Here is a 26,451-nt window from a genome sequence, read left to right on the forward strand (position 1 = left end):
AATAACGACTACAATACAATCGTATTTATGTGAAAGGTGCCTGTGTAATTCTCCACAGGATAATAGGGAAAAGGGTGAAAATCCCTTACGGTCCCGCCGCTGTAAGTGAGGAGCAAAGCTTAACAATCACTGGGAAACTGGGAAGAAGAGCGAATGCTATGAGACACAAGTCAGAAGACCTGCCTTTTACTTTACGACGCATCCGGTTACGAGCGATGACCGAATGCCGGGAGTCTTTTTTGTGTACAAAAGTACCCCAGCAAGCGCCTGTCTGATGAGTGGGAATTATCAGATCCGGGGGCTTATTTTATTGCAGCGCCATTCTGGCATACCTTTATGGCTTGAACGTGCGGGCATGAAAGATGAAAGGAGAATAACTATGAGTAGGAAAGAAAAAGGAATCATGAAACTTGCAGTATTATTGGCTATGGTTTTTGCAATTGTGCCAAGTGCTTATGGAATGCACATTATGGAGGGATACCTTCCCGTGGGGTATTGCATTGCCTGGGGAGCGATTTGTATCCCGTTTCTGGTCGCTGGATTTTTCTCAATTAAGAGAACGTTGCGGGAGAACAGGAGGGCAGTTACCATACTAGCCATGTCGGGAGCTTTTATCTTTGTCATTTCATCGCTTAAAATCCCCTCTGTAACCGGAAGCTGTTCGCATATGACAGGAACTGGACTGGGTGCGATTTTATTTGGACCAGCAGCGGTGAGCATTCTGGGAATTATTGTGCTGATCTTTCAAGCGATCTTATTGGCACATGGAGGTCTGACGACGCTTGGAGCCAATACATTTTCCATGGCAATTGCGGGTCCTCTGGTTTCTTATGGAATTTATAAATTATGTAAGGCATGTAAAGTACATAGATATGTCAGTATTTTTCTTGCGGCCATGTTAGGAGATTTGCTTACCTATTGTGTTACCAGTCTTCAACTTGCGCTTGCTTATCCATCTCCGACAGGAGGCATGGGTGCATCCGCAGTTAAATTTTTAAGTGTTTTTGCACCGACACAGCTGCCGCTTGCAATCATTGAGGGAATTTTGACCACTGTCATTATCATGACACTTGAAACCTATGCGATTCCCGAGTTAAAATCCATTGGATTTGCAAAGGAGGGGATTTAAATGATAAGAAAACAAAAACAAATCATTACAGTCTTACTTATTATTGTGTGTTTAATCGCTATTGTTCCCCTTTTCACCAAAAAAGGAGCAGAGTTTGGTGGTTCGGATGACGCTGGAAGCCAGATGATTACCAGCATTCAGGGAACGGAGTATGAACCGTGGTTTACTCCTGTTCTTGAAACTTTGCTTGGGGGAGAGCTTCCCGGAGAAGTAGAGAGCCTTCTTTTTTGTCTCCAGACAGGAATTGGAGTGGGAATATTGGCATTTTTCATGGGCCGGTTTGTAGAACGTAAAAAATGGCAGGAAAAACAAGCATAAGCAAGAAGTGAAAGGGAAGAATGCCAATTCTTCCCTTTTCTAATGCCTGGGATAATGGTATACTAACACTATCTTTAAAAAGAGGTGATGAATGATGAAAAAATTGATTTCTTGGAATGTAAATGGCATTCGTGCCTGTGTCAATAAAGGGTTTTTGGATTATTTTAATGAAGTGGATGCAGATATTTTCTGCATTCAGGAAAGTAAGCTGCAGAAAGGGCAGATAGACTTAGACTTAAAAGGTTATGAACAGTATTGGAATTATGCCGAAAAGAAAGGCTATTCTGGGACAGCGATCTTTACAAAAGAGAAGCCGATCCGTGTGACGTATGGGATGGATATCGAGGAACATGATAAGGAAGGTCGAATCATAACGGCAGAGTATAAAGACTATTATGTGGTGACTTGCTATACTCCAAATTCTCAAAATGAGTTGGCTCGTCTTCCCTACCGAATGACCTGGGAAGAAGCATTTTATGAATATTTAAAGAAATTAGAAGAGGACAAACCGGTTATTTTCTGTGGGGATTTGAATGTGGCACATAAGGAAATTGATTTGAAAAATCCAAAAAAAAATCGTAAAAATGCAGGCTTTTCGGACGAAGAAAGAGAAAAATTCTCGGCCCTAATGGAACATGGATTCATTGATACTTACCGTCACTTTTATCCGGAACAGGAAGAGGCTTATTCCTGGTGGTCCTACCGGTTTAAAGCAAGAGAAAAGAATGCAGGATGGCGGATTGACTATTTTTGTGTATCCCAGTGTTTTAAGGACAGGCTAGTAAGTGCGGCCATTCATTCGGAAGTGTTAGGTTCAGATCATTGCCCGGTGGAGCTGGTGATTCGAGAAAAGGAATAGACAGGAGATAAGAAAAGAATGAATTTATTAACCATAGAGCATATGACAAAATCCTATACCGAGCGGCTTTTATTTGATGATACTAGCTTTAGCATAAACGAAGGGGAGAAAATCGGTTTAATCGGAATCAACGGAACCGGAAAATCTACGCTTTTAAAGATTGTGGCAGGCCTAGAGGAACCAGATGAGGGGAAAGTGGTGAAAGGACGGAATTTAACCGTCCGTTTTCTGCCCCAGAACCCGGAATTTTACAAAGGAGATACCATCCTTACCAGCATTGTCCGTGAGAATGAGGGGCAGGACCATGTATGGGATTTAGAAAGCCAGGCAAAAACCATGCTGACCAAACTTGGATTTACGGATTTTGATATCCTGGTAGAGACTCTTTCCGGCGGGCAGAGAAAACGGGTAGCATTAGTCAGTGTCCTTCTTTCTACTGCCGATTTATTGGTTCTTGACGAACCGACTAACCATTTGGACAGCAGCATGGCAGAATGGTTGGAAGAGTACTTGCGTAGTTTTAATGGTGCGCTTTTGATGGTTACCCATGACCGGTATTTTCTAGACAGCGTAACCAACCGGATTGTAGAACTAGATAAAGGGAAGCTCTTCAGTTATCAAACAAACAAGGTGAATGGCGGCGGAGCCGACAGAGAGAGCACCCAGGGGTGTTATGAAGAGTATTTAAAACTAAAAGCAGAGCGGCTGGATCTTCTAGAAGCCTCAGAGCGGAAACGTCAGTCCATTCTCCGGGTGGAGCTTCAATGGATGCAGCGAGGAGCGAGAGCACGTTCTACAAAACAAAAAGCGCATATTGAACGTTATGAAACCCTGAGAGACCAAAAAGGATTGGAGACAGACCAAGCCGTTGAATTAGATTCCATTGAGAGCCGTCTGGGACGTACTACAGTAGAACTAGAAGGGATTAGTAAGGCATATGGGGATAAAGTACTGATGAAGGACTTTACTTATATATTATTAAAAAATGACCGCATCGGTATCATTGGACCAAACGGGGGTGGGAAATCAACCTTAATGAAAATCATCGCTGGATGGGTGGAACCGGATGAAGGAACGATTACTGTGGGGCAGACGGTAAAGATGGGGTATTTCTCCCAGGAAAATGAGGAATTGGATGGTCGGCTTAAAGTCATTGATTATATACGGGGAGCGGCTGAATATGTAAAGACCAAAGATGGAAGTGTTAGCGCTTCTCAGATGCTGGAACGGTTTCTATTTCCTTCCAGTGTGCAGTATACCACTATTGAAAAGCTGTCAGGAGGAGAAAAAAGGAGACTCTATCTGCTTCGTATTCTGATGGAAGCTCCAAACGTGCTACTTCTTGACGAGCCCACTAATGATTTAGATATTCAGACGCTTACCATTCTGGAAGATTATTTGGAGTCATTTCCGGGAATCGTGATAACCGTTTCCCATGACCGGTATTTTTTAGACCGTGTGGTACGTCGTATCTTCGCTTTTGAGGGGAATGGGATGGTTACCCAGTATGAAGGTGGTTTTACTGATTATCAGGCGGCATATAGTGAGAAACATCCGGAAGGTATTTTGGAGCAGAGCGATAAGAAAGAAAAAAAGACCGCTGCCCAGGAGAAAACGAATCCAGGTAAAAAACAGAGAGAACGGAAGTTAAAATTCTCCTTTCATGAGCAGCGGGAATGGGATACCATAGAAGATGAAATTACTTCTTTGGAAGATTCCATTGAGGAACTGGAAAACGAGATATTAAAGGCTGCCAGTGATTACAGTAAGCTGGCAAAACTAATGGAAGAAAAAGAGGAGAAAGAAACGTGCCTCAATGATAAAATGGAGCGTTGGCTGGAACTCAATGAACTGGCGGAACAGATTAAAAACCAGTAGCCGCAAACTTTGGGGGTTCTCCGTGTAACACTCGCCAGATATCCTCTGCTGCATAGAGTTCCATATTATGTAGGGAAGGTTCCGTATTGGAAGCGCAATGGGGAGTAACAATGAGATTGGTAAGGGTTAATAATTCACTGTCAGCAGGAACGGGCTCTTGTTCAAAGACATCAAGCCCTGCACCATGGATGATTCCTTTTTTTAAAGCATCAATTAAATCTGTTTCATTTATAATGCCACCACGGGATACATTAATCAAGATTGCAGATTTTTTCATCTGTTCCAACTCTTTTTTTGCTATGAGATGTTTGTTCTTCTCGGTATAAGGAATGTGCAGAGATATGAAATCTGACGACTGATAGAGGTCAGATAGGTTGGATACAGGAGTGATAAACGCAGGAGCATTCTCAGCAGTCAGATGATGGTCGTAGACAAGTACATTCATGTCAAAGCCGAAGGAAGCTTTCTTGGCTACTTGCTTTCCGATATTTCCGCACCCTATTAATCCAAGCGTCAGACCTTTAAGCTCTACGTTTAAAACCCGTTTCCTTACAGAAAAATCTCCTTTTTTAACTGCATCGGACATGATACATAGATTTTTTGCACAAGCAAGCATTAAGGCGAGGGTATGTTCTGCCACAGAATTGGAATTTGCATTACCTGAATTGGTGATTAGAATACCCAGAGATTTGGCAGATAAAAGATCAATATGTTCCACACCAGCGCTGAAATTAGCTATTATTTTGCAATTTTTGCATGAACGCAGTACCTCATCATCATATTGAAATCTGGATGGGCCGGTTAGAATGGCATCGCACTTGGAAAGTATGGGGTCATGCTTGGAGACCGGAACCTTTTGTATAATTTCACATCCCTTTTGCTTTAAATACTCCACACCGGAGCCTGATATGGTTCTTGGGATTAATATTTTAAACATAGATTCTCCTTTCTGCAACGAATATTTATTTAAACTTATCCTAGCATAACAAAAGTATGGTGACAAGACAAACTTCGCCCTACAAAAAATAGAAATGAACAGCTTCTTTACTGGATCAGGCCAGATCAGGAAGCTGTTCATTTTATTTTAAGTCTTTCTCTATGCTGTTATGTAATTCTGCTAGAACTTTATTAAGAAAACTAGGTAATTTTGCTCCCATACGTCCTGCGTTTTCCAAAATAGAAAGCAATTCATTAATAATCAACCAAACGGATACCATTAATCCAAATATAGTATTATGTTCAAATTTTATTCCAATTTGTATTGAAAACTTAAATAAGATAAAATCGGTACTAATACCTACTAATATTAACAATAGATAGCCAACTTTTTTATAAATTCCGATAAGACTTTTTTTACTGTTCCAACCATAGTTTTTGTTGTCTGGATAATCTAAGGCTTCTTTTTTTGCAGCAAGCATTCCTGATATATAGTCTGTTATCATAAGTATTGTTAATAGCATGATTGCTGGAAAGAGAAGTCCCCACTTGTCCATGATCCATGCACTGGTTATACCCACCATGCTTTTTTCCATAATTAATTTTTTCTCCATACGTTAACCTTCTTTACTTAAAATACGCTTCTCTTAATAGATTGTAGGTTTTTTTCCGGATACGATTTACATATTGTCTGGAGATAAATAATTTCTTTGCTATTTCTGTGTCTGATTCATCATTATACAATATGGAATATAAAATCTGATATTGTTTTCCTTCTGTTTTTAAAAGTAGATTTCTTAAGTCTATGTAGATAATACAATCATCATATTCAGATTGCTTAAAATTAATGTTTATTAAGTATTCATCATCTACACTGGTTTCTTTATCAAAATGCAGTTTACTTTTATTGTACAATTCATGAAACTTGTTTTTTATAGCTTTGCTTAAGAAATAAACACACTGACCTTCTTCGTTACAGTATTTCATCTTAGTTATCGATTCCAAGAGACAAAGTACAAATTCTGATTGCATGTCATCTTTTTCATCCTTGTATAAAATACGTGTATACTTATTAATTAGTGGCTTCATTATCTCTACAATGTGAATGAATTTTTCTTTTTCTCCATTTTTAAAATCATGAATAAGTTCATTTAATTGATCCCCCATTTTTCCCCTCCTAAAAGGTATAAAGAAAAAAGGGGGTTAATTGTAAACTTAAGGAATAAAAAAAGTAACTAAGATAATTTAATTATATAAACGAATGCAAAATGCTATAAAAAGTATAACATAAAACCTTTAACTTAATAAGAAATTAGTTCATAATTATAGACTCAATGAGAAGTATATAGTAACTTTAAAATATGAATTAAAATAGGCGTGATTTGAGTACTTTAAAGTGACAAAGAGTAATTTCAAGTTTACAAATGTAATTATTTTATCTTTTTAATTATTGAGTTTGCAAATTCAATAAATATAAAGGAAGGTAAAATTATGTTACTAGTAGAAGGTAGTCGAGGGAATACGGTAAAGTATTTGCAATATGGATTAAGGATAAAATGTTTTAATCCAAAGAGTATGGATGGGATCTTTGGGCCAGCAACAACAACTGCAGTCAAACGTTATCAAACATCAAAAGGGTTGTCTGCTGATGGTAAAGTTGGAAATGGAACTTGGAACGCGCTAAAAGAAGATATTAGTCCAATACAGAAGGCTTTGAAGAAAAAAGGATATTATTCTGGAACTGTTGACGGAATCGCTGGAACAGGTACTTACAATGCTTTAGTAACGTTTCAAAAAGAACATCATTTAACTGAAGACGGTATGGCAGGAAAGTCAACTTTGAATGAGCTATATAGTAATTCTGAAGAAAGTTACCCCACTTTAAAGCAAGGAAGTTCCGGTTCAAAGGTAAAAGAACTTCAGAAGAAATTAATTGCTTTAGGATATAAGTGTGGAAATACAGGTGCTGATGGAAGCTTTGGAGCTGGTACCTCTAATGCTGTAATTGCTTTTCAGAGAGCGAACGGTTTGACTGCAGATGGAATTGTGGGGAAAAAAACATGGCAAGTATTAAATTCAGGAGAAGCAATCGATTATGATAGTTCGAAGTATCCTCTATTAAAGCAGGGAAGTAAAGGAACACCAGTCGTTCGTCTACAGAATCTCTTAATAGATTTAAAGTATAACTGTGGCAGTACAGGAGCAGACGGAGACTTTGGATCAGGAACTGTAAAGGCAGTTAAAGAATTTCAAACAGCAAATGGTTTATCAGCAGACGGAATTGTTGGAAAAAAGACTTGGGAAGTATTATATTCAGAAAATGCAGTTCCAAATCCAAATACGACCCCTACATTAAAAAAGGGAGATAAAGGAGAATACGTTAAAAAACTTCAAACAGTACTTATTAAGTTAGGTTATAACTGTGGAAGTACAGGGGCGGATGGTGCTTTTGGAAGTGGGACATATGATGCAGTAGTTCTATTCCAGAAGAAAAATGGATTGACTCCAGATGGTATTGTAGGCAAGAAAACCTGGGAAGCACTTACTTCTGACTCAGCTGTTAAAAATGATACAACCAGTAATATTTTGAAAATAGGTAGTAAAGGGGAGTTGGTAGAGAAGTTACAATCTCGTTTAATAGAGTTAAAATACAATTGTGGAAGTACAGGAGCAGATGGTATCTTTGGTAACGGGACTTATCGGGCAGTAATCAATTTTCAAAGAATTAATGGATTGTCTGTAGATGGGATTGTAGGTTCTGAAACATGGGAAGTATTGGAATCTGAATCTGCAATGCCCTATGATGGTTCAGGACAAACCTCTGAACCAGGTACTCTCCATGGCAATTCAGAATCCTGTAGAGAGGCGATTATTGAAGAGGCGAAATACTGGATTGGTAAGATACCCTATTGTATTAATACGATCATAACAACAATGGTTCTTGATAAAAAAAATCCTCCTCCGTATATGGATTGTTCTGATTTTACATCTTCGGTATATTTGACAGTTTTAGGAATTAATATTGGTGGTACTACCAAAGTCCAGATAGATAGAGGAACAAAGGTGAGCTACGAAGATATGAAGCCAGGGGATTTGATTTTATTTGATTGGGGTGGAGATAAAAAGCCTGACCATGTCGGTCTCTATGCAGGGAATGGACAGTTTATTGATGAACATGGAAACAATCCTAATCCTAATTCATTAGATCCTGCCAATCAAAATGTACGAATATCTTCAATTGCGGATTATAAAACAAATATTTTAGATATACGAAGAATTATTCAGGATGATAATACAATAATTAACAATTCTGGAGAAGTAATTCCGATTCCAAATGATGATAATAAAGAAGGAGAAATTTTATATGTAAAGTATGATATTAGTTTAAAATCTGCTTTAGAAATTGAGATGACCAAGAGACCACAGTATGATGCAGGTAATAAATGGCTAGATGCATCAAATAACCAAGTCTTAAAATATTTAGATCCCAAGAATTATTGTACGGGTGACTCTCTCTATCAATTTTTAGACTTATCCGCGGTAGCAAATCTAAGTGTTGATGAGTTAAATGATTTCCTAAGCGATAAAGGGATTCTGTCCGGGATGGCGAAGGTATATATAGAAGCTGCAAATACCTATCATATATCTGAAGTATATTTAGCAGCACATTCTTCACTAGAAACAAGAAAAGGAACAAGTCAACTTGCAACGGGTGTTGTTGTTCAAGGAAAAACTGTATATAATATGTACGGAATAGGAGCAGTAGATAGTGATCCAGTAGGACAAGGATCTAAAACTGCATACAATAAGGGATGGTTTACTCCAGAAGCAGCTATATCCGGAGGTGCTAAATGGATTGCATCACAATATATAAACAATTCTTATTTGCAAAACACGTTATATAAAATGAGATGGAATCCTGCTTCTACGGGTACACATCAATATGCAACTGATGTCAGATGGGCGATATCACAAATATCTAGCTATAAACCATTGTATGACAAAGCTGCAAATCCTTTTCTACGCTTTGAGATACCAGTATATAAGTAATTAAAAATTTCATACTAAAATGGGATTGAATGAAACAAATAGTTCTGTTCAATCCCATTTAAATGTTGCAAAATACTAAGTAAAAAATTTTTTACCAATATATATCTCCTGAGTGATACTCAATTAAGTCATTCTCTCTCGCCATTACATCAAGGACATAACAGGAACCATCTGACTGATTTACATAAAACCATGCCAGTGTTCCGCTTTTATTATAATACTGGAATACATAGTAATTGTTCCCCTCTTTTGATTGGCAATTGTCAAAAATGATGTAGTCACCTTCTCTAAAACGTGGTTCTAGTTCATTTTTAACGATATCTAATGCTTCTTCTTGAGTTATAGCAGAGGAATTGCTTTCAGTTTCATTGCTTCCGGATTGTTCTGAAGAACTCGATTCTCCATCATTAGAATCTTCTTTATATTCATCAGCAGTTTGCGAATTCTGTTGTAAACTCAGTGGACTTTCCGTATTGCTAATTACACCAGAGAAAATACGATCGTATTCTTTATTTTCATCTATACCATCTTTAAAAGAGTGTAAATCCATTCCCCATAAAGAGATAAGATATGTTTTGGGATCAATAAAAAATTTAAGGTAACCATTGTTGCTTTTATATTCGTAAATAATATATTTTCCAGTATTATAAAATGAATAGTTATTACCATATATATCAAGTAGATTTTTTAAACTATCTCCACACCTAATATGATTATTAGTTTCTATATTAGAATTATAACAAAGTATACAGGTTAGAATGTTGGAATTATTATTTGAAATAAAAATAAATGTATACTTCATGTTTTCATTGATTATAAATATTTCTAAGGAGGCTTTTTTATAATAGTCCTCTTCTGTTTTCAACTCAGGCCAGATTTCCTTTTTATCAATGATAGTATAATCACTATATGAATCCTTATCTATGTTCTCTCCTACAGAAGCCAGTGACTTCTTTACATCATCATAGCTCATACCTAAAGTAAACGTTAGACTAGAAGTTTTGGAATCTTTGGTAAAGTCAAGCTTTATATCAGTATCCAAATCTATGAAATCATCATTTGATGAATCTTCTGTTTCTGCATGTTCCGAAGAGGTTACTTCTTTTTCCGATTCAGTCGTATTATTTTCCATATCTACAGTATGAGTACATGCAGTTAAAAATAGCATAAAAAAACACAGGAAATAAATTCTCTTTTTCATTTATAACACCTCTCTATTTTTATTATATTAATCGTAAATCATCTGCCTTTTTATTCTAACATAGATAAAATAATATGTCATATTTTTTATATAGGATTAAACTAAGATGACTTACTATAATTTAATAACCGATGTTTTGCACCGCATATTATTGTTTGAAAAGGAAAAAAAACTGGAAATTTATTGTAAATTCGTAATGAAATAATGATTCCAATCGGCATGTTTTAGCCATAATTGCGAGATCTGTTGGGTGTAAATCAATAAAAACAGAAGTTTTATTGCAAGAAATCAGCCGCTTTATGTCAGTCATCTTCTCTCAAATTCCGATACCATGAAAGTATAAACGAACGAGGAGGTTTTTCATGGAGAAGGAAGCTAAAAAACTGGGATTGCTGGCTTTAACTGCGTTAGTTATCAGTTCTTCCATTGGAAGTGGTATATTTGGTATCGCATCGGATATGGCGGTAGGGACAAGCCCCGGAGCAGCGATTGTAGCATGGATCATTACGGGGACGGGGGTGCTAATGCTGTGTTTGGCCCTTACTAATATCATTCATAAACGTCCCGAATTAAGTGGGATTTTCAGTTATGCCACAGAAACATTTGGACCTTTTGGCGGATTCTTAAGCGGTTGGGGATATTGGTTATCCGCATGGCTTGGTAATATAGCTTTTGCAACGATTATGATGAGTGCGCTCAGCTATTTTGTGCCGGCATTAGGCAATGGGAGCAATCTGCTCTCTATTATGATTGCAAGCGTGATCTTATGGATGATGTGCTTTGTTGTAAACAAAGGGATTGAAAGTGCAGCGGTTCTCAATACAGTTATTACAGTCTGCAAACTAGTACCGCTTGCATTTTTTACAATAGCAGCAATTATTTTTTTTAAAGCGGATATGTTTACCGCCGATTTCTGGGGAACTGTCTCCGGAAATTTTTCATTGATCGAGGTGCTGACTCAGGTAAAATCCAGTATGATGGTTCTTATGTGGGTGTTTGTTGGGATTGAAGGTGCTGCCATGATGTCGGACCGCGCAAAAACGAAATCCACAGCCGGGAAAGCGACTGTATTAGGGTTAGTCGGGCTTTTGTGTATCTATCTGCTGCTTTCTTTACTCCCATATGGTCTCATGGACCGAGCGGAAATCTGCCAATTAAAGCAGCCGGCAATGGCATATCTGCTTTCCTATCTTGTAGGGCCATGGGGTGCCGCTTTTATCAATATTGCGATGATAATTTCTGTTACCGGATGCTGGTTATCCTGGACCATGCTCCCTGTTGAAACGACACGTCTGATGGCCATGCAGAATCTGCTGCCACAAAAATTTGGGGAAGTGAATGATAAGAATGTACCCACATTTTCCCTTGTATTCATGACGGTTCTTTCACAGGTCTTTCTATTCACATTGTTGTTTACAGACAAAGCATATAATTTTGCTTACTCATTATGTACAGCTGCAATCTTTGTAACCTGGATTTTGATTTGCGTATATCAGATCAAACTATCCTATCAGCGCCGAACGGAAAAGGGAGAAATAAAGCAGCTGATCATCGGGATTGTCGGAACTGTTTTTTATGCCTGGGCGATCTGGGCATCCGGTATCGGATATTTCCTAATGTGCATGCTTGTTTATATTATAGGTATTCTCTTTTACATAAAAGCAAGGAAAGAAATCGGAATTTTAAAAGTATTCTCAGCCAAAGAAAAGCTTGCAATCGCACTAATCTTTGCAGGTGCCGCGCTATCTGTGTTTATGCTAGCAACAGGAAGGATAGCAATTTGATCATTGTTACGAAAACGACATCCAGATAATTGGATGTTGTTTTCCATCGTTCGCTAGTACTGTATCGAAAAGCCTGATTGACAGATGTTTAATAGGAATGGTATTCTCGATTTACGGATAGGGATGAATCTTAGGACCGGTTGACGACACGAAAGATGAGAGGGTTCAATGAGAACAATTAATTTTATTTATGATATGGGTTTAATCATAGTTTTTGTCTGTGCATGTACGGTGAACGCAGCGTCTTATATTAAGACAAAGCAGATACGTGAGCTTAGGATCAGCATGCTTATGTTTTTTTACTGCGTGAATTCTTTGCTGATTGTAATGTCTGAATTTCTTTCTGAACTACCATTTTTTGAAGGCGCATATAATGTTTTGACCTATTTTGGTATTAAAGTTATCTGCGGCATTGCCATAAGCACATTGTATTTATGCCTAACGACAGAATTGTTGGAGAAGAAGTTCGGGGGAATGCATGTAGCAGCATTGCTGCCTTTGATCTGTGTCACGGTTTATGTCGGTGATTTAAATGCTTCAGTCATGCAGCATTGGTTTTTTTATACGGTCAGGCAGATTTATCTGGCCGGATTTGCATTATATTACTTTGTTTCTTATAAGGTAAGCAGGGAAGCAGAGTATAAAATGAGAATAAAGAAATACCGGCTCGTATTTATCATTGCCGGCATCTTTGCTGTTTTGATTTTTGTAGAAGATACATTTGTTATTTTTCACTTTCAGTATGTCATTAATACACTTGGTATGAAACTATTTATGGAGCATAACTTCAGTGAAGATATATTTTTTGTCATTATAGCTGTTTATGCAGTCCGGTATGGATTACTCAGGTTGATTAATAAAAAAGAATCTCTGAGTAAAAAGCGGGTGGCAGCAATGCCGGAGGACCGGTTTGTCGGAGCATATGGGTTAAGCAGCCGTCAGTGTGATGTGCTTTTTTTGTTACTAAAGGATAAAACCTATCAAGAAATGGGCGATTTGCTGGGACTTTCGGTTGGAACAGTAAAATTTCATGCTCATGGTATTTACGAAAAAACGGAATCTAAAAATCGTTCCGAGCTGATTCAAAAATATCGCGAATTTCATTCTTCTGAAAAGGAATTTTCTTTATAATTTTCATATAGGGCACACAGCTCATGTTTGGATTTTACTGCTGTTTTTTGACATATATTATGTACATGGGTCTTCACGGTAAAGGAAGAGATGAGCAGTTTATCACTGATCTGTTGATGGGTTTTCTGTCTTAGAAGCTCTGTCAGAATGGTCTGTTCTCTTTTCGTTAACGCGTATGTATTACAGAAGGCATAAATTTTGAAAGAATCTGTTGCAGCTTCACACGTCAGTGAAGCTGCTTCTTTATGCAGGTAAGTGCAAATGCGAAATACAGCGGAGATGCCAAATAAAAAATCTAGAGATATAAGGCGGTGGGAAATCGGATTCGTCTTGGAATTGAAATAGAATATCTCTATAAAGCTTTCGATCAGTCCAAGTATGGGAAAAAGAATGAATAAATAGGAAAAAATATTAGATACACGACAATAAGAGCCATGTGGTTGCACAAGGCTTTTTTTGTGTAAATAGAAATAAAATAAGACTCCTCTATAAAGTAGATAGAGAAGGTAAACAGCTGTATAGAAAAAACGGTTTGTAAGACTGTTTTTTAAGGTCGGGATAAGAAGCAACAGCAGACAGAGTACAGAAAGTATAACAGATTCAGTTCCGGCTGCTTTTTTATCCGGTTTCATCAATAAGAAAAGATTCAAAAGACAGAGTGCAGTCAGTAGGAAGACAACCGTACTAAATACCGGCATATTCAGATAGAAAGCATCATAGATCCGGGAGAATCGGGGTATAAATTCAGTCATTGATATTATCAACTGGTTCAATAATAGACAAAAAAATAATACGCTTAAATAAACCGCCTTTTTATTTGGTTTTTTCAAATAATTACTGAATTCCAAAAGGCATGTACCAGAGTATAAAATTACAATTAAATTGTTATAGAGATAGTGTAATATATTCATTTTACCTTTTATCTTAAGCTTTTTTTTCAGTATATCAAAGGAGAATTGAAATGTCAAGGATGATTGTGTATTATGCACAAAGTTTGGGGTTTGGTTTTGTCTAAAATGCAAAAATGTGCATAAATTAGTGCTTAAAGTTTATTCCAAACCTGGATTTTTCATGGTAGCCTGTGGAGGACAGAAGGGAGGATTTACGATACATTATAGGTTTTACCAATGAAAAAACAGAAGGAGGACTTGGATATGCAGGGTATACATGTAAAAAGTGAAATTGGCTGCTTAAAAAGGGTCTTGCTGCACAGACCTGGAAAGGAGTTATTAAATTTGACACCGGATACATTAGAGCGGCTTCTCTTTGATGATATTCCTTTTTTAGAGGTTGCACAGCAGGAACATGATGCATTTGCTGAAACATTAGAAAATAATGGTGTGGAAGTGTTGTATCTGGAAGATATTATGGCAGAGGTATTAAATATCAGTGATGAGATCAGAGATAACTTCATTCATCAGTGGGTGGATGAAGCTGGTATTGGTACCGGACTTTATAAGAAGAAAATTTACGATTATATGATGCAGTATAAGGATGACAGCAAAGCGCTTGTCTTAAAATCTATGGAAGGAATTGTATTAAAGGAGCTTAATTATAATAAAAATGGTTCGCTGGTAGATATTATGAGTGAGCCTTCCAAGCTGGTGGTTGACCCCATGCCTAACCTTTATTTTACACGTGATCCGTTTGCGTGTATCGGAGAGGGCGTAAGTCTTAACCGGATGTATTCTGTCACGAGAAACAGGGAGACCATTTATGGAGAGTATATTTTTAAATACCACCCGGATTTCAAGAATAAGGTAGATAAGTATTATGATCGTTACAATGCTTTTCATATTGAGGGCGGTGATATATTAAATATCAACGATAAGGTATTGGCGGTTGGGATTTCCCAGAGGACGGAGGCGGATGCACTTGAGCTGCTGGCAAAGAACATCTTTGACAATGAAAACAGTACCATTGAGACAATTCTTGGATTTGAAATTCCAAACAGCCGGGCATTCATGCATTTAGACACCGTATTTACACAGATTGACTATGATAAGTTTACGGTTCATCCTGGTATTCTTGGGCCGCTTCGTGTTTATAAGATTTTAAGAGGCATAAACAAGGATGAAGTCAAGGTAGAGGTATTAAAATCAGATCTTGAGACGATTCTTGAACAAAGCCTTGGTATTGACCGGGTAGAATTAATCAAGTGCGGCGGTGATGATATCATAGCAGGCGAAAGAGAACAGTGGAATGATGGATCAAATACATTATGTATTTCGCCAGGAACCATCATCACGTATGAACGTAATACAAACACGAACGAATTATTGAAACAACATGGACTAAATGTCATTGAAATACCAAGTGCAGAATTGTCCCGTGGCAGAGGAGGTCCACGCTGCATGAGTATGCCTCTGGATCGTGAACCGGTAAACTACGAAACGAAAGGAATAAAATAATGGCAGTAAACTTAAGAGGACGCAGTTTTTTAAAATTATTGGATTTCACATCAGATGAAATCCGTTACTTAATTGATCTTTCAAAGAATTTTAAGAACTTAAAAAGAACCAGAACACCTCATAAATATCTGGAGGGTAAAAATATTGTTTTATTGTTTGAGAAAACTTCTACAAGAACTCGGTGTTCTTTTGAAGTGGCAGGTCATGATTTAGGCATGGGAGTTACCTATCTTGACCCAGGAAGCTCGCAGATGGGGAAAAAAGAAAGCATCGAGGATACCGCAAGAGTCCTTGGAAGAATGTATGATGGAATTGAGTATCGTGGATATAGTCAGGAGTTGGTTGCCCAGCTATCAGAGCATTCAAACGTACCGGTTTGGAATGGCCTGACAGATCAGTTTCACCCAACGCAGATGCTGGCAGATCTCCTGACAATCGAAGAAAACTTTGGTTGTTTAAAGGGTCTTAATTTTACTTTTATGGGTGATGCCAGAAACAATATGGGCAATTCTTTAATGGTAGCTTGTGCAAAGATGGGACTTAACTTCGTGGCATGTGCGCCCAGAGAATTATGGCCAGAGGAAGATTTGGTTGCCGAATGCAGAAAAATCGCAAAAGAAACTGAATGTACTGTTACATTAACCGAAGATGTGAAGGAAGGAACGCAAGGGGCAGATGTTATTTATACCGATATCTGGGTGTCCATGGGAGAACCAGAAGAAGTATGGGAAACACGCATCAAATTGTTAAGTACATATCAGGTAAACAAAAAAATAATGGAGAATACGGGCAAACAAACCATCTTTATGCATTGCCTTCCATCCTTTCATGATAGAAGTACAACCACTGGAGAGGATATTTATCAGAAATTTGGGTTGGCCGAGATGGAAGTTACGGATGAGGTTTTCGAGTCTAAATATTCGAGAGTGTTTGACGAAGCGGAAAACCGTATGCATACGATTAAAGCTGTTATGTATGCTTCTCTTTGTTAGAAAGGCTGGTCACGATGAAAAGAATTGTAATTGCACTTGGCGGGAATGCGCTGGGTAATACATCGGAGGAACAGCTGGAGCGTGTAAGAATTACAGCAAATACAGTTGTTGATATTATAAAAGCAGGATACCAAGTGGTCGTATGCCATGGAAATGGTCCTCAGGTCGGGATGATCAGTCTGGCTTTTGAGAGAGGACATGAGAGTGGAATTGTACCGGATATGCACCTTCCGGAATGTACCGCAATGAGTCAGGGATATATTGGTTATCATTTACAGCAGGCAATTGATCAGGCGCTCATTAAGAATGATAGGAAAGAAGTGGCTGTTATTACAATGCTGACACAGGTAATGGTTGATAAGGCGGATCCAGCCTTTGAAAATCCCACAAAACCCATTGGCGGTTATTATCAGGAAGCGGAAGCGAAACGTCTTATGGCTTTAACCGGCCAGAAATACGTGGAAGATTCCGGGCGTGGCTATCGAAGGGTCGTTCCGTCCCCCCAGCCAGTCAGTATATATGAAACGGTCTCTTTAAATACATTATTAAATGCCAACCACGTTGTAATCGCCGGTGGCGGGGGTGGGATCCCGGTAATCAGGGAAGACGATGGATCTTATCATGGCATATCTGCTGTTATTGATAAAGATCTGGCAGCAGAGAAGCTGGCAGAATTAGTAGATGCAGACGCATTTGTCATTCTGACAGCGGTGGACCGGGTATCTATCAATTTTGGCAGGCCGGATCAGATAGATCTTTTACAGGTTACACTAAAAGAAGCAGAACATTACGTGAAGGAAGGTCAGTTTGCTGCCGGAAGTATGCTTCCCAAGGTTAAAGCAGCCATGAAATTCATTGAAAAGAATAGCCAGGGTGTATCAATCATATGTTCTCTGGAAAAAGCTGGGGAAGCACTGGCCGGAAAATCAGGAACAAGAGTTGTCAGTAAATAATTTATAGATTACTATCCCATTTTATTTGACCATTGGTAAAATGGGGTATCTTTCAATACGTGAATGTTACACATAAGTCTGGAAGGATCTGATGAGATGAAGGAATATATAGAACTGCAAACACAGTTTTGCTCAAAAATTGATATAATAAAAATATGTACATTTGATTATGAGACAATTACAGAAAAAACAGTTCCAATATACCATAAAAGCCCACGGTTTCTTTTGGTAAAAGAAGGAAAAGGTAAAATTACGATAGACAGGAATGAGTATGAATTAAAGGCTGGGGTATTGGTTTCCATATTGCCTTGGGAATGCACCCAGCTGGTAGAAGTTAAGGAGCCGATTCGTTATGAAATTATAAAATATAACTATGATGTGGTAACAGATATTTTAAAATCCTCAAAAAGCATGAAGGATTCGCTATCTCCTTTGAAGAAACTAGAAGAGTCTTCCTACGCATATCTTAAGGGAGACATAAAGCAGACTGTGGAAAATTTGTTCCACAGCATTCGGGAGGAGGTGGGTGTGGAATCAGTCATGGATTTTCGGGAACGGAAGTCTTATCATGAGATGAATATCATCATGCAAATTACCTCACTGATCATATCATTCTGCCGTGCACTTGATGCACAAAAAGATGATGTCTGTATAAAGTCAGATCCATATGACAGTAGAATGTTAATCCTGCGCTACATATACATGCATCTAAGTGAAAAAATGACATTGGAGAAGATATCAAAACAGTTTTATTTGAGCAAGAGCTCGGTCAGAATCTACATTTTTCAAAAAACAGGACTTGCTTTTCATGAGCTGGTGAATGAAATGCGGATCATGAAAACCATTCATTATCTGTTATATACAGATTTTACGTTAGATGAAATGGCAGCAATCCTGGGATATGTGGATGCAGCACATATTTCTAAAGTGTTTTCTTTTCGAATGGAAAATAAGATCAGCGACTATAAAAAGACGTACCAGAAAGTCCTTCGTATAGCAAATATAGAAGAAAAAAAGCTGGCTTATCAGCTGGTTGAATATATTACAAAAAACTTTCGGGAGGAAATCCATACATTTGATACTGCAGAGCGGTTTCATATTTCCATTGAAGAGATGAATAAACATCTGATAATTCAAGTGGAAATGAATTTTTTTGATTATTTAAACAAGCTGCGAATCGATTATACCTGTGAAATGCTTCTCAATACCGATCGGTCTATCACGGATATTGCCTTTGAGGCAGGGTATAATACGGTGAAAACATTTCGAAGAAATTTTATTCAATTCAGGCATATGCTGCCAAATGAGTTTCGGATGGCACATGCCCGGATTATCAACTGAATATTAAGTAACGACAGATGGTGGGGATTATGAATCATTCAGAAAAAGACTTAGGGAAAAAAGAACGTCAAAAAGAGATTCTTGACCTGGTGGAACATGATACAATCACAACCCAGCGAATGTTTAGGGAACGTTTAGGTCTAAGGGGAATCGAGGTAACACAGGCAACCATATCTAGAGATATCTGGGAGATGAACTTAATGAAAGGTGTAGACGGGGAAGGATATAAGAAAAGAAACGTTGTTCCCAAACACCAGATATCAAACAAGTTGTTTGTTTTATTTTCCGTAGTAGTGAAAGAGTTTAAGGTCACTGGTAATATCATAGTCATCACCTGCGATCCCGGTATGGCTTCTTCCGTCTGTGCGATTATTGATGAGCTTAAGTGGAGTGAGATTGTTGGAACAATTGCCGGAAATGATGTGATTTTCGTAATCGCAAGAGATGGGCAGGCGGATTATCTAGTAAAGCAGTTTCTTATGTTCTAATTTCATTTCATTTATTTCCATTTAAGTAAAACTAGTTATGCAAATTTTGGCACCTAATGTGTATAATTTTGGCACTTAGGTTGAAATTTGTCTAAATATAGTATATGTTGAAAACGATTACAAAAGTACAAAAGGGAAGGAGGGAAAAATCTTTTTTGTAACATCAAGAACGTGGGAGAAGACGCAAACCATGATTCGAAATTTAGTTAAACGCGTCAACGAAGGGATGGAGATTAGTATGAAAAAATTAGTTGTAGTAACATTAACTTTAGCTATGTTGATTTCAGCAAACAATGCAGTGTTTGCAAGCGAGACAAATTCCGTTAAAGATATTTTAAAATCAGGAACTGTTTCCGTTCAAGTAGATAGCCGGACTTTAAGCCAGAGTAAGGATTCAAGTTCAACTCCGGTTGGTGCGTTACCGGCAAAATCCGACGATGTATCAGAGTTTAAACCGGCTATGAGGGCAAAGGGGTATCGTGCACCTCAAACTGCTACTTGGAAGTATCTTCCTAATTATTTGGTATATAATCAGATTACCAGCTACAATTGTGGTCCGGCTTCTGTACAGGCTGCATTAAATTACTTGAATGGTTATGCACCCGATCAATCTCAGATTGCTTGGGGATGCAAAACAACAACAAACGGTTCTTTTCTTGTTGACTTGAAAAATTATATCAATAGTAAGCAGTCTAAGAATCGTTATGTTACAAAATATAATCAGAGCTCAAGCAATATGAGGAATCAATTATACACGGGTATTAGCAACAATGTGCCTCCGATTATTGGATTGACTTTTTCCACAAGTGATGGCTGGCTTTATTCCTCCGGTGGACATTTTATGTCTGTATTCGGGGCAAATAGCAGTAAATCAGAGTTTGTTTTAGGAGATCCATGGATTGGTTATTCCGATTCTGGCGTGAATGATTCTTCATGGTCCTATACAAAATCTGCTGCCACTATTTATAATGCTTATAATAATGTAAATATTGGTCTTATGTATTAATCACTTTTATGATTTGAAACAGGCGGAGGGGGGGATAGACCCTCTCGCCTTTTTCTATCTATGGAGAAAATAAATGACGAAGTATATCAAAAAAAATATCACGATTTTCCTGATTCTATGTGTAACACTTTTGTCAGGATGTCAGGTCCAATCAAATCGTGAAAGTGTAAATAGCGAACTGCAAAATGAAGTGCAGGCAGATCAAGTCACCTTTGAAAAATCTGGTTTAAGAACGTATATTGATATTTACGAAAAAAAACTTTTCTATATGGAAATTGATGGAACCACATCTGACTTCTATGTATATAATTTTGAAAGTGGAAAGAACAAAAAAATATCTACAATATCAAATTTTGCATTAAAGGGAAAAAGTAATACATTTGTAGGTGATACGCTCTATTTTTATATAAGTACCTATGATGGAACAGAACTAGAAAACATATTATATGCAATGGATTTTTCTACAGAGAAAATGCGTCCAGTATCAAAAAATTCGTATTCAAAAAAATTAATACCTTTGATAACGTTGGACAATAAACTTTACTCTTTGCAAGGGAAAGTCTCCGAAGAGGGAACTTTAACGACATTTGTGGAAGAACTTGGAAGCAAGGGAACGACAGAGCAGATATCTTTGGGAGTTGGGAATGTCCCTCGTCAAATGGTATCGATTGATAGCGATGATGAATGCTTATATGCCATTGAAAAAGATAGGAAGGATTCACACTTAAATTGTTATTTAACCAAATACAATCAGGATTTTTCATTCACTGGTGAAGTTAATATTACGGATCTTTTTGAGGATTATGAAATCATGGATCAAATTGGATCTTTTTTTGTTTTTCATGATTTTGTTTGTCTCACCGATTATTCAAACAACACGATTATTTTTGAGAGAAAAGAAGATGACATTGATGTGCTTTTATGTGAAAATGACATGGAGTACATTGTTAACAATTCCACGGATTCTCCCTATGAATATTTTTATAAGAGAAATACAAACGACATCTATAAATTCAATACACAGTCAGCAGAGATACAGATTCAAAATTATGACTTGAAGAACAACTCTTCAACGATTCGCGTTGTACTTTCCAACCAAAATGATCTTCTAATTGTCAAGACATCGGAAATAGCTGATGATAGCACGGAAAACATATATTTAATTCCGAAGAGATATGATACAGAATAGCCATGACCTATAGTGGATAGAAAGGGGGGCAGTCCCCCCCTTAAATCAGGAACCAGTTTGCTGATATTCATACTGTCCTTTTTCATCCAGTCCGTAAAAATCTGCAAAGGAAAGATGGAAAATGTCTGTATGGATGGAATCCAGACAAATATGATTCTTAATAATGTATTGATAGATTCCGCTATAGTCCAGTGCTCCCTGAATGAAAATACTCTTTAAGTATCCGTCATGCAGGATTGCTTTTTTGTATTGACAGGAATCTTCGCAGATCTTAACCTCATCTCCTTCGGCTACAATTCCATCGCCAAGAGAAAGGGTTGTAAGTCCATAAAAATTCATGGTATTCTTCATTCCGTAGGAATCCTCGTATGTTGTGGGAATTCCACACATATTATAAGCAGCGGTCATTCCCTGTTTCCTGGCATTTGGCCAGATTGCAGCGATGCCGTTTACATCTCCTGCCGCATATACGTTTTCACAGGAGGTTTTTAAAGAATCATCTACTAAAATAAACCGATCGATAGTAATTCCACTATTTTCTGCACAGGCGGTGGCAGGTTTTACGCCGGCTGCGACTACAATCATATCACAGTCCAGGATCGTTCCGTCATCAAGAACCACGGAAGTGATTTCATCGGAATCGTTGATGGTGGTAAGGACGGCTTTTTTCCCCAGTTCAAACACACAGCCGTGCTGTTCAAATAATTTCTGATATGCGCCACTGGCGGTTTCATCTAACTGTTTTGGGAGAATCCGATCCGCCATTTCTACGACAGTCACATGCTTCTTTTCTTCCAGAAACCCATAAGCCGCATCCATTCCAACTAGACCTGAGCCAAGAATTAGAATCCGCTTTGAGCGAGAAGCATAGTCTTTGATCAAAACCGCATCCGTTAGATGCCGGAGACCAAAAACGTTTTTCGCATCTTTAAAGTTGGCGATTGGTGGGATGAAGCTGTTTGAACCAGTGGCAATTAAAAGCCGATCATAAGAAACAGATTTACCGCTTTTTAAGCTCACTTCTTGCTTGTTCTCATTAATATGTACCACTTCTTCCTCTTTCAAAAGCTCAATCCGATTGGTTACAAAGAAATCTTCTGGAACAAAAGAAAGATCCTCAGCCTTTCGTTCTCCGCTGATATAACGGTGAAGCATACAACGGGAATGTACCTGATCATCCATGGAAATGATTGTGATCGGATCTTCTTGATGTAATTCCCGTATGGTTTTTGCAGCCGTAATTCCTGCGGCCCCCATACCTATGATTACATGTTTCATCCCTCCACCTCCTTCACATAAATCGCTTTGGTCGGACAGGCTTTTACACAGCTTGGTTCACTGTCATGGTCAAAGCAAAAATCACATTTGATCACCTTGGTTTTCGTAGTGGTATCCGCTTTTAACACCCCATAAGGGCAGTTCATCACACACATAAAGCAGGAACCACACTTTTTTTCGTCGTAAAACACGTGTCCGGATTCCTTATCTTTTGTCAGGGCACCGCTCATGCAGGACATTACACATTCCGGCTGGTCGCAGTGGCGGCAGAAGATAGGTGCATAGCTTCCGTTTTCCTGAATCACAATATGATTCCGAGATTCATTGTCTGGATTTTCCAAATCCAGATCGTATATGGTTCCCATATCCTCTCTGTGTGCCTGCATACAGGCGACATAACAATTCTTACATCCGTCGCATTTGCTTGCATCAATGAATATACGTTTCATATGCCCTCCTCCTATATAGTAAGACCAGTCCGTTTCTCCAAAATGATTTGTTCCAGAATATCTGCACTTTCTTTGGCATCAGAGTTGATGATGACCTGTCCCCCGGTCAAACTCTTCATGCCTTCAGTCAGTACTTTTACAGCAACCTTGCTGCCAGTAACAAAAGGAGGCAGACCTAGATGAAGAGGAAGACCTAAGGATAAGCCAAAGCATCCATCTGCCAGAGCCTGTTCTTCCAGCCATTGTGCTGCGGAAAGGACGAGAGGGAGTTGTGGAAGATCAACGCCAAGTTCGGCTGCGATTTCCGTAGCAACGATTTCAAGACGGCCAATCGCGAGACAGGGGCCGAAATTAAGAACCGGAGGAATTCCAAGCTTTTTACATACAGCCTTTAATTTGGGTCCTGCTAATTCCGCTGCTTCCGGTGTCATAAGGCCACAGTTTTCAAGCCCACCTGAGGAACATCCAGCAGTAAGTACAATGATATCCTTAGAGATCAATTCTTTGGTTAATTCTACGGTCAGAACGTCATGTCCCCCTGCAGTTAAGTTAGAACAGCCCACAACTCCAGCAATTCCCTTGATGTCACCAGAGACAATTAAGTCGATGAGAGGTTTAAAACTCCCTCCTAAGAATTCCTTTAAGGAACCTTCGCTGACTCCCGTCAGAGTGTTGTTATTTCCATGGTCAGGAAGAAGGTTTAAAGGAACCGTACTACGGCGTTCTTTATAGGATTTAATAACCTTATCAATAATGTCATTGCTTTGATCTTCCCGGTGATCAAAATCAAACTTCATCAGTTCTGCATTTGATTTTTTCGCAACGTCGTCAAGACAGATCTGTTTGATGTTAAGTGCATCACAAATGGGTTCAATTCCGGGTAAGGTACAGTTAAATTCAGAGAGGACTGCATCAATGGCGCCTGTAGCGAGAATGGCTTCACTGGTGTAGTTATTCCCCGCATGACCGTCAAAAACTTCCGTATAGTGGGCCCCACGTAATTGTAGATCCTGTCCCACGCAGGTACAACCGACTAATTTAAATCCCTTTGCTCCAACTGCCTTAGCTTTTTCTATGGCTTCCGGGGAAATGAGTCGTTCCTGCAAATCAACAAAAATAGTATGCTGATGACCGGTGATCATAATGTTTATGTAGTCCGGATTGATAACACGGAGTCCCACGGGTGCCATGCGAAGCTGTGGCTGTCCCAATAATACGTCATTTAAAAGGTTCGTTAAAGTCAGTCCATAAACACCAGTGGAAACCCCAAGTCTTAGACAGTCTACCAGCATATCAAGAGGATCAGAGTTTAAGTTGGTGGAGCATTTTACCACACCCTTAAATACTTCTGATTTGGCTCCGCCCGGCATAATACCAAGTTCTCTCCAGCGTTTGACACGGGGGGCATAAGCAACCTTTTGTGTCAGCTCCATCTCCACGTATTCCGGTTTATAAAGATCCGCCAGTACAGCATCGGCTATTTTCTCAGCCTTTCTATAGTCATCGGATTCCTCAATTCCAAACAAGTCGGCCAGATGATTGAGAGCGCTTAACCCTTTTAATTCTCCTTTCATCTGTGCTGTCTTCTTTAAATTAAGAGCCGTATTTTCAACGATATGAATGTAACAGCCACTTCCAGCCGCAACTGCCCTTAAAAAGTTTCGGGCAACAATGGTATCTCCATCCGCACCACAGATCCCACGGGGAGATTCTGGTGTGATTCGGCAAGGCCCATTGGCACAAAGCCGGCAGCAGACCCCTTGGAGTCCAAATCCGCATTTTGTTTTCTGCTTCTCCACCCGGTGATGAGACGTCTCCATCGGTAAAGAAATAATAAAGTCTTCCAAAGGTTTGTCGGCACTTTGGCAGGTGTTGCATCCATAACATTGATTCATTGTTCTTCCTCCTTTTTAATACTGTACCAAATTAGTATAGATTTAAATAAAAAATTATCCATGCAAAAGCTTTGCCAGAGAACAATCTTTAAGCTCCTGGATCAGATTCATTTGAATCTTTAAAAATTCCTTGTGTGCAAAACAGGGATGCTTTGGCTGGTTGACTGAACATTCGTAGCCGGGCTGCATACATTCAATTAAAAGCAGCTTGGAATCGACTACGGTTAAGATATCATATAGAGTCGTTTGTTCCAGTTCACAATTTAAGGCATAGCCGCCGGCACTTCCCCGATAGCTTTTCAATAGCCCGGCTTGTTCCAGTTTTCTTGCCACTTTGTAAGCAATAGGAGAATTAATATCTTCTTTCTCACAAATTGTCTGAATGTTTACGGTTTCACCGCCGGACAGTGCCCGTATGACTCGTATTGCATAATCGCATTCTCTGGTAATTAGCATGTGATCCCTCCATGTGATAAGATTAACATACTTGACTTTAATGGTCAAGATTTATCAATAAAAAGTAAAAAAGAAGACCTCTGACTAAAAAAGAGGCCTTTTTAAAATAAAAGAAAAAATACGAAAGATTTAGTTTTCTGGATAGATAAGATGCGTTTCATCAATTCCGTAAAGGATGGAATCTAGGAATTTACCAGCCAGAAGCTTTGCCATATTTAGATTCATATCCTGATAGTTTCCACAATCTTTTGCAGCAGCACCAGGAACGTCGCCTTCAAAATCCCGGATAAATTCATACATTTCTGTAATGAGAGGGACTAGGTCGGATGATTTATAATCTCCGGCTAGAAGAAGATAAAATCCGGTGCGGCATCCCATGGGACCAAAGTACAGGACTTTGGAAGCGTAAGCTTCCTGATTTCTTAAAAACGTAGCTCCTAGATGCTCAATGGTATGCAGTTCTGCGGTATTAATCACTGGTTCAAAGTTTGGACGGGTCATACGGATGTCAAAGGTTGTAATCACACAATCCCCTGCGTTGTCTTTTCTTGAGACATAGATACCTGGAAGTAACTTTAAATGGTCGATGGTAAAACTGGTTATTTTTTCCATAAGAAGATCCTTTCTATTTAAATATGATTGATTGTTCATCATTGGTCTGTTTGGTGAAATTATAATAGAAAAATGCAGTTTCTGCAAGAGAAAGC

General features: G+C 38.5%; 23 protein-coding genes and 1 riboswitch. Of the genes, 14 read left to right on the forward strand and 9 right to left on the reverse strand.

Annotated elements, in window-relative coordinates:
- Window positions 1-17 precede the first annotated feature (17 nt).
- Window positions 18-202, forward strand: a riboswitch (cobalamin riboswitch).
- A 177-nt stretch (window positions 203-379) separates the two neighbouring features.
- From EFT72_RS04650 to abc-f, 4 genes are all read left to right on the forward strand, one after another.
- Window positions 380-1,129, forward strand: coding sequence for an energy-coupling factor ABC transporter permease (locus tag EFT72_RS04650; RefSeq protein WP_124065899.1), 750 nt, complete (start codon window positions 380-382; stop codon window positions 1,127-1,129).
- Between the two features lie 3 nt (window positions 1,130-1,132).
- Entirely contained in the window at window positions 1,133-1,447 is a 315-nt protein-coding gene (locus EFT72_RS04655) for an energy-coupling factor ABC transporter substrate-binding protein (protein WP_124065900.1), read from the forward strand.
- Window positions 1,448-1,541: 94 nt separating this feature from the next.
- Window positions 1,542-2,306: an exodeoxyribonuclease III gene (locus tag EFT72_RS04660; protein WP_124065901.1), complete on the forward strand. Its 765-nt coding sequence runs from the start codon at window positions 1,542-1,544 to the stop codon at window positions 2,304-2,306.
- Window positions 2,307-2,324: 18 nt separating this feature from the next.
- Window positions 2,325-4,184, forward strand: a complete 1,860-nt coding sequence (gene abc-f / locus EFT72_RS04665) for a ribosomal protection-like ABC-F family protein (protein WP_124065747.1) — start codon at window positions 2,325-2,327, stop codon at window positions 4,182-4,184.
- Here abc-f and EFT72_RS04670 read toward each other — a convergent pair.
- The 3 genes from EFT72_RS04670 to EFT72_RS04680 form a co-directional block, all read right to left on the reverse strand.
- Entirely contained in the window at window positions 4,171-5,121 is a 951-nt protein-coding gene (locus EFT72_RS04670; protein ID WP_164473076.1) for a hydroxyacid dehydrogenase, read from the reverse strand. The genes abc-f and EFT72_RS04670 overlap by 14 nt on opposite strands.
- A 142-nt stretch (window positions 5,122-5,263) precedes the next feature.
- Window positions 5,264-5,734 carry a phage holin family protein gene (locus EFT72_RS04675; protein WP_124065749.1) on the reverse strand — a complete coding sequence of 157 codons (471 nt, stop codon included), beginning with the start codon at window positions 5,732-5,734 and terminating at the stop codon, window positions 5,264-5,266.
- A 13-nt stretch (window positions 5,735-5,747) separates the two neighbouring features.
- On the reverse strand, window positions 5,748-6,287 hold the full coding sequence (locus EFT72_RS04680; RefSeq protein ID WP_124065750.1) for a sigma-70 family RNA polymerase sigma factor: 540 nt from the start codon (window positions 6,285-6,287) through the stop codon (window positions 5,748-5,750).
- A 324-nt stretch (window positions 6,288-6,611) separates the two neighbouring features.
- Between EFT72_RS04680 and EFT72_RS04685 the strand changes: the two genes are divergently transcribed.
- On the forward strand, window positions 6,612-9,170 hold the full coding sequence (locus tag EFT72_RS04685) for a peptidoglycan-binding protein (protein WP_124065751.1): 2,559 nt from the start codon (window positions 6,612-6,614) through the stop codon (window positions 9,168-9,170).
- Between the two features lie 91 nt (window positions 9,171-9,261).
- Here the strand turns inward: EFT72_RS04685 and EFT72_RS04690 are convergent, their stop codons facing one another.
- On the reverse strand, window positions 9,262-10,371 hold the full coding sequence (locus EFT72_RS04690; RefSeq protein WP_124065752.1) for a hypothetical protein: 1,110 nt from the start codon (window positions 10,369-10,371) through the stop codon (window positions 9,262-9,264).
- Between the two features lie 362 nt (window positions 10,372-10,733).
- On the opposite strand from EFT72_RS04690, the gene arcD reads away from it, so the two are divergent.
- The 9 genes from arcD (at window position 10,734) to EFT72_RS04740 (ending at window position 21,666) form a co-directional block, all read left to right on the forward strand.
- A complete protein-coding gene (gene arcD, locus EFT72_RS04695; protein WP_124065753.1) occupies window positions 10,734-12,155 on the forward strand; it encodes an arginine-ornithine antiporter in 1,422 nt (473 codons plus the stop codon).
- A gap of 168 nt (window positions 12,156-12,323) precedes the next feature.
- A complete protein-coding gene (locus EFT72_RS04700; protein WP_124065754.1) occupies window positions 12,324-13,286 on the forward strand; it encodes a helix-turn-helix transcriptional regulator in 963 nt (320 codons plus the stop codon).
- Window positions 13,287-14,440: 1,154 nt separating this feature from the next.
- Window positions 14,441-15,697 (forward strand): arginine deiminase, encoded by a 1,257-nt coding sequence (gene arcA / locus EFT72_RS04710; protein WP_124065756.1) that lies wholly within the window; start codon window positions 14,441-14,443, stop codon window positions 15,695-15,697.
- Window positions 15,697-16,689 (forward strand): ornithine carbamoyltransferase, encoded by a 993-nt coding sequence (gene argF / locus EFT72_RS04715; RefSeq protein ID WP_124065757.1) that lies wholly within the window; start codon window positions 15,697-15,699, stop codon window positions 16,687-16,689. The genes arcA and argF overlap by 1 nt, the downstream gene beginning before the upstream one ends.
- Before the next feature lie 14 nt (window positions 16,690-16,703).
- Window positions 16,704-17,642, forward strand: coding sequence for a carbamate kinase (gene arcC / locus EFT72_RS04720; protein ID WP_124065758.1), 939 nt, complete (start codon window positions 16,704-16,706; stop codon window positions 17,640-17,642).
- Window positions 17,643-17,738: 96 nt separating this feature from the next.
- A complete protein-coding gene (locus EFT72_RS04725) occupies window positions 17,739-18,983 on the forward strand; it encodes a helix-turn-helix domain-containing protein (protein ID WP_164473079.1) in 1,245 nt (414 codons plus the stop codon).
- 29 nt (window positions 18,984-19,012) lie between these two features.
- The gene (locus EFT72_RS04730; protein WP_164473080.1) at window positions 19,013-19,471 is read left to right on the forward strand and encodes an arginine repressor; all 459 of its coding nucleotides are present in this window, start codon (window positions 19,013-19,015) and stop codon (window positions 19,469-19,471) included.
- A gap of 238 nt (window positions 19,472-19,709) precedes the next feature.
- Window positions 19,710-20,477 (forward strand): C39 family peptidase, encoded by a 768-nt coding sequence (locus EFT72_RS04735; RefSeq protein ID WP_164473081.1) that lies wholly within the window; start codon window positions 19,710-19,712, stop codon window positions 20,475-20,477.
- A 73-nt stretch (window positions 20,478-20,550) separates the two neighbouring features.
- Window positions 20,551-21,666 carry a hypothetical protein gene (locus tag EFT72_RS04740; protein WP_124065762.1) on the forward strand — a complete coding sequence of 372 codons (1,116 nt, stop codon included), beginning with the start codon at window positions 20,551-20,553 and terminating at the stop codon, window positions 21,664-21,666.
- A gap of 45 nt (window positions 21,667-21,711) precedes the next feature.
- On the opposite strand, the gene EFT72_RS04745 is transcribed toward EFT72_RS04740, so the two are convergent.
- The 5 genes from EFT72_RS04745 to EFT72_RS04765 all read right to left on the reverse strand — a co-directional run bounded on the left by EFT72_RS04745 (window position 21,712) and on the right by EFT72_RS04765 (window position 26,356).
- The gene (locus EFT72_RS04745; protein ID WP_124065763.1) at window positions 21,712-22,944 is read right to left on the reverse strand and encodes an FAD-dependent oxidoreductase; all 1,233 of its coding nucleotides are present in this window, start codon (window positions 22,942-22,944) and stop codon (window positions 21,712-21,714) included.
- Window positions 22,941-23,393: a 4Fe-4S dicluster domain-containing protein gene (locus EFT72_RS04750; RefSeq protein ID WP_124065764.1), complete on the reverse strand. Its 453-nt coding sequence runs from the start codon at window positions 23,391-23,393 to the stop codon at window positions 22,941-22,943. The genes EFT72_RS04745 and EFT72_RS04750 overlap by 4 nt, the downstream gene beginning before the upstream one ends.
- An 11-nt stretch (window positions 23,394-23,404) precedes the next feature.
- Window positions 23,405-25,288 carry an anaerobic carbon-monoxide dehydrogenase catalytic subunit gene (gene cooS / locus EFT72_RS04755; protein WP_124065765.1) on the reverse strand — a complete coding sequence of 628 codons (1,884 nt, stop codon included), beginning with the start codon at window positions 25,286-25,288 and terminating at the stop codon, window positions 23,405-23,407.
- A gap of 54 nt (window positions 25,289-25,342) precedes the next feature.
- Window positions 25,343-25,744, reverse strand: a complete 402-nt coding sequence (locus EFT72_RS04760; protein ID WP_124065766.1) for an Rrf2 family transcriptional regulator — start codon at window positions 25,742-25,744, stop codon at window positions 25,343-25,345.
- A 129-nt stretch (window positions 25,745-25,873) separates the two neighbouring features.
- On the reverse strand, window positions 25,874-26,356 hold the full coding sequence (locus EFT72_RS04765) for an S-ribosylhomocysteine lyase (protein ID WP_124065767.1): 483 nt from the start codon (window positions 26,354-26,356) through the stop codon (window positions 25,874-25,876).
- Between the last annotated feature and the right edge of the window lie 95 nt (window positions 26,357-26,451).

It is taken from the genome of Clostridium sp. E02 (assembly GCF_003833015.1).
Lineage (GTDB): Bacteria > Bacillota > Clostridia > Lachnospirales > Lachnospiraceae > Lacrimispora.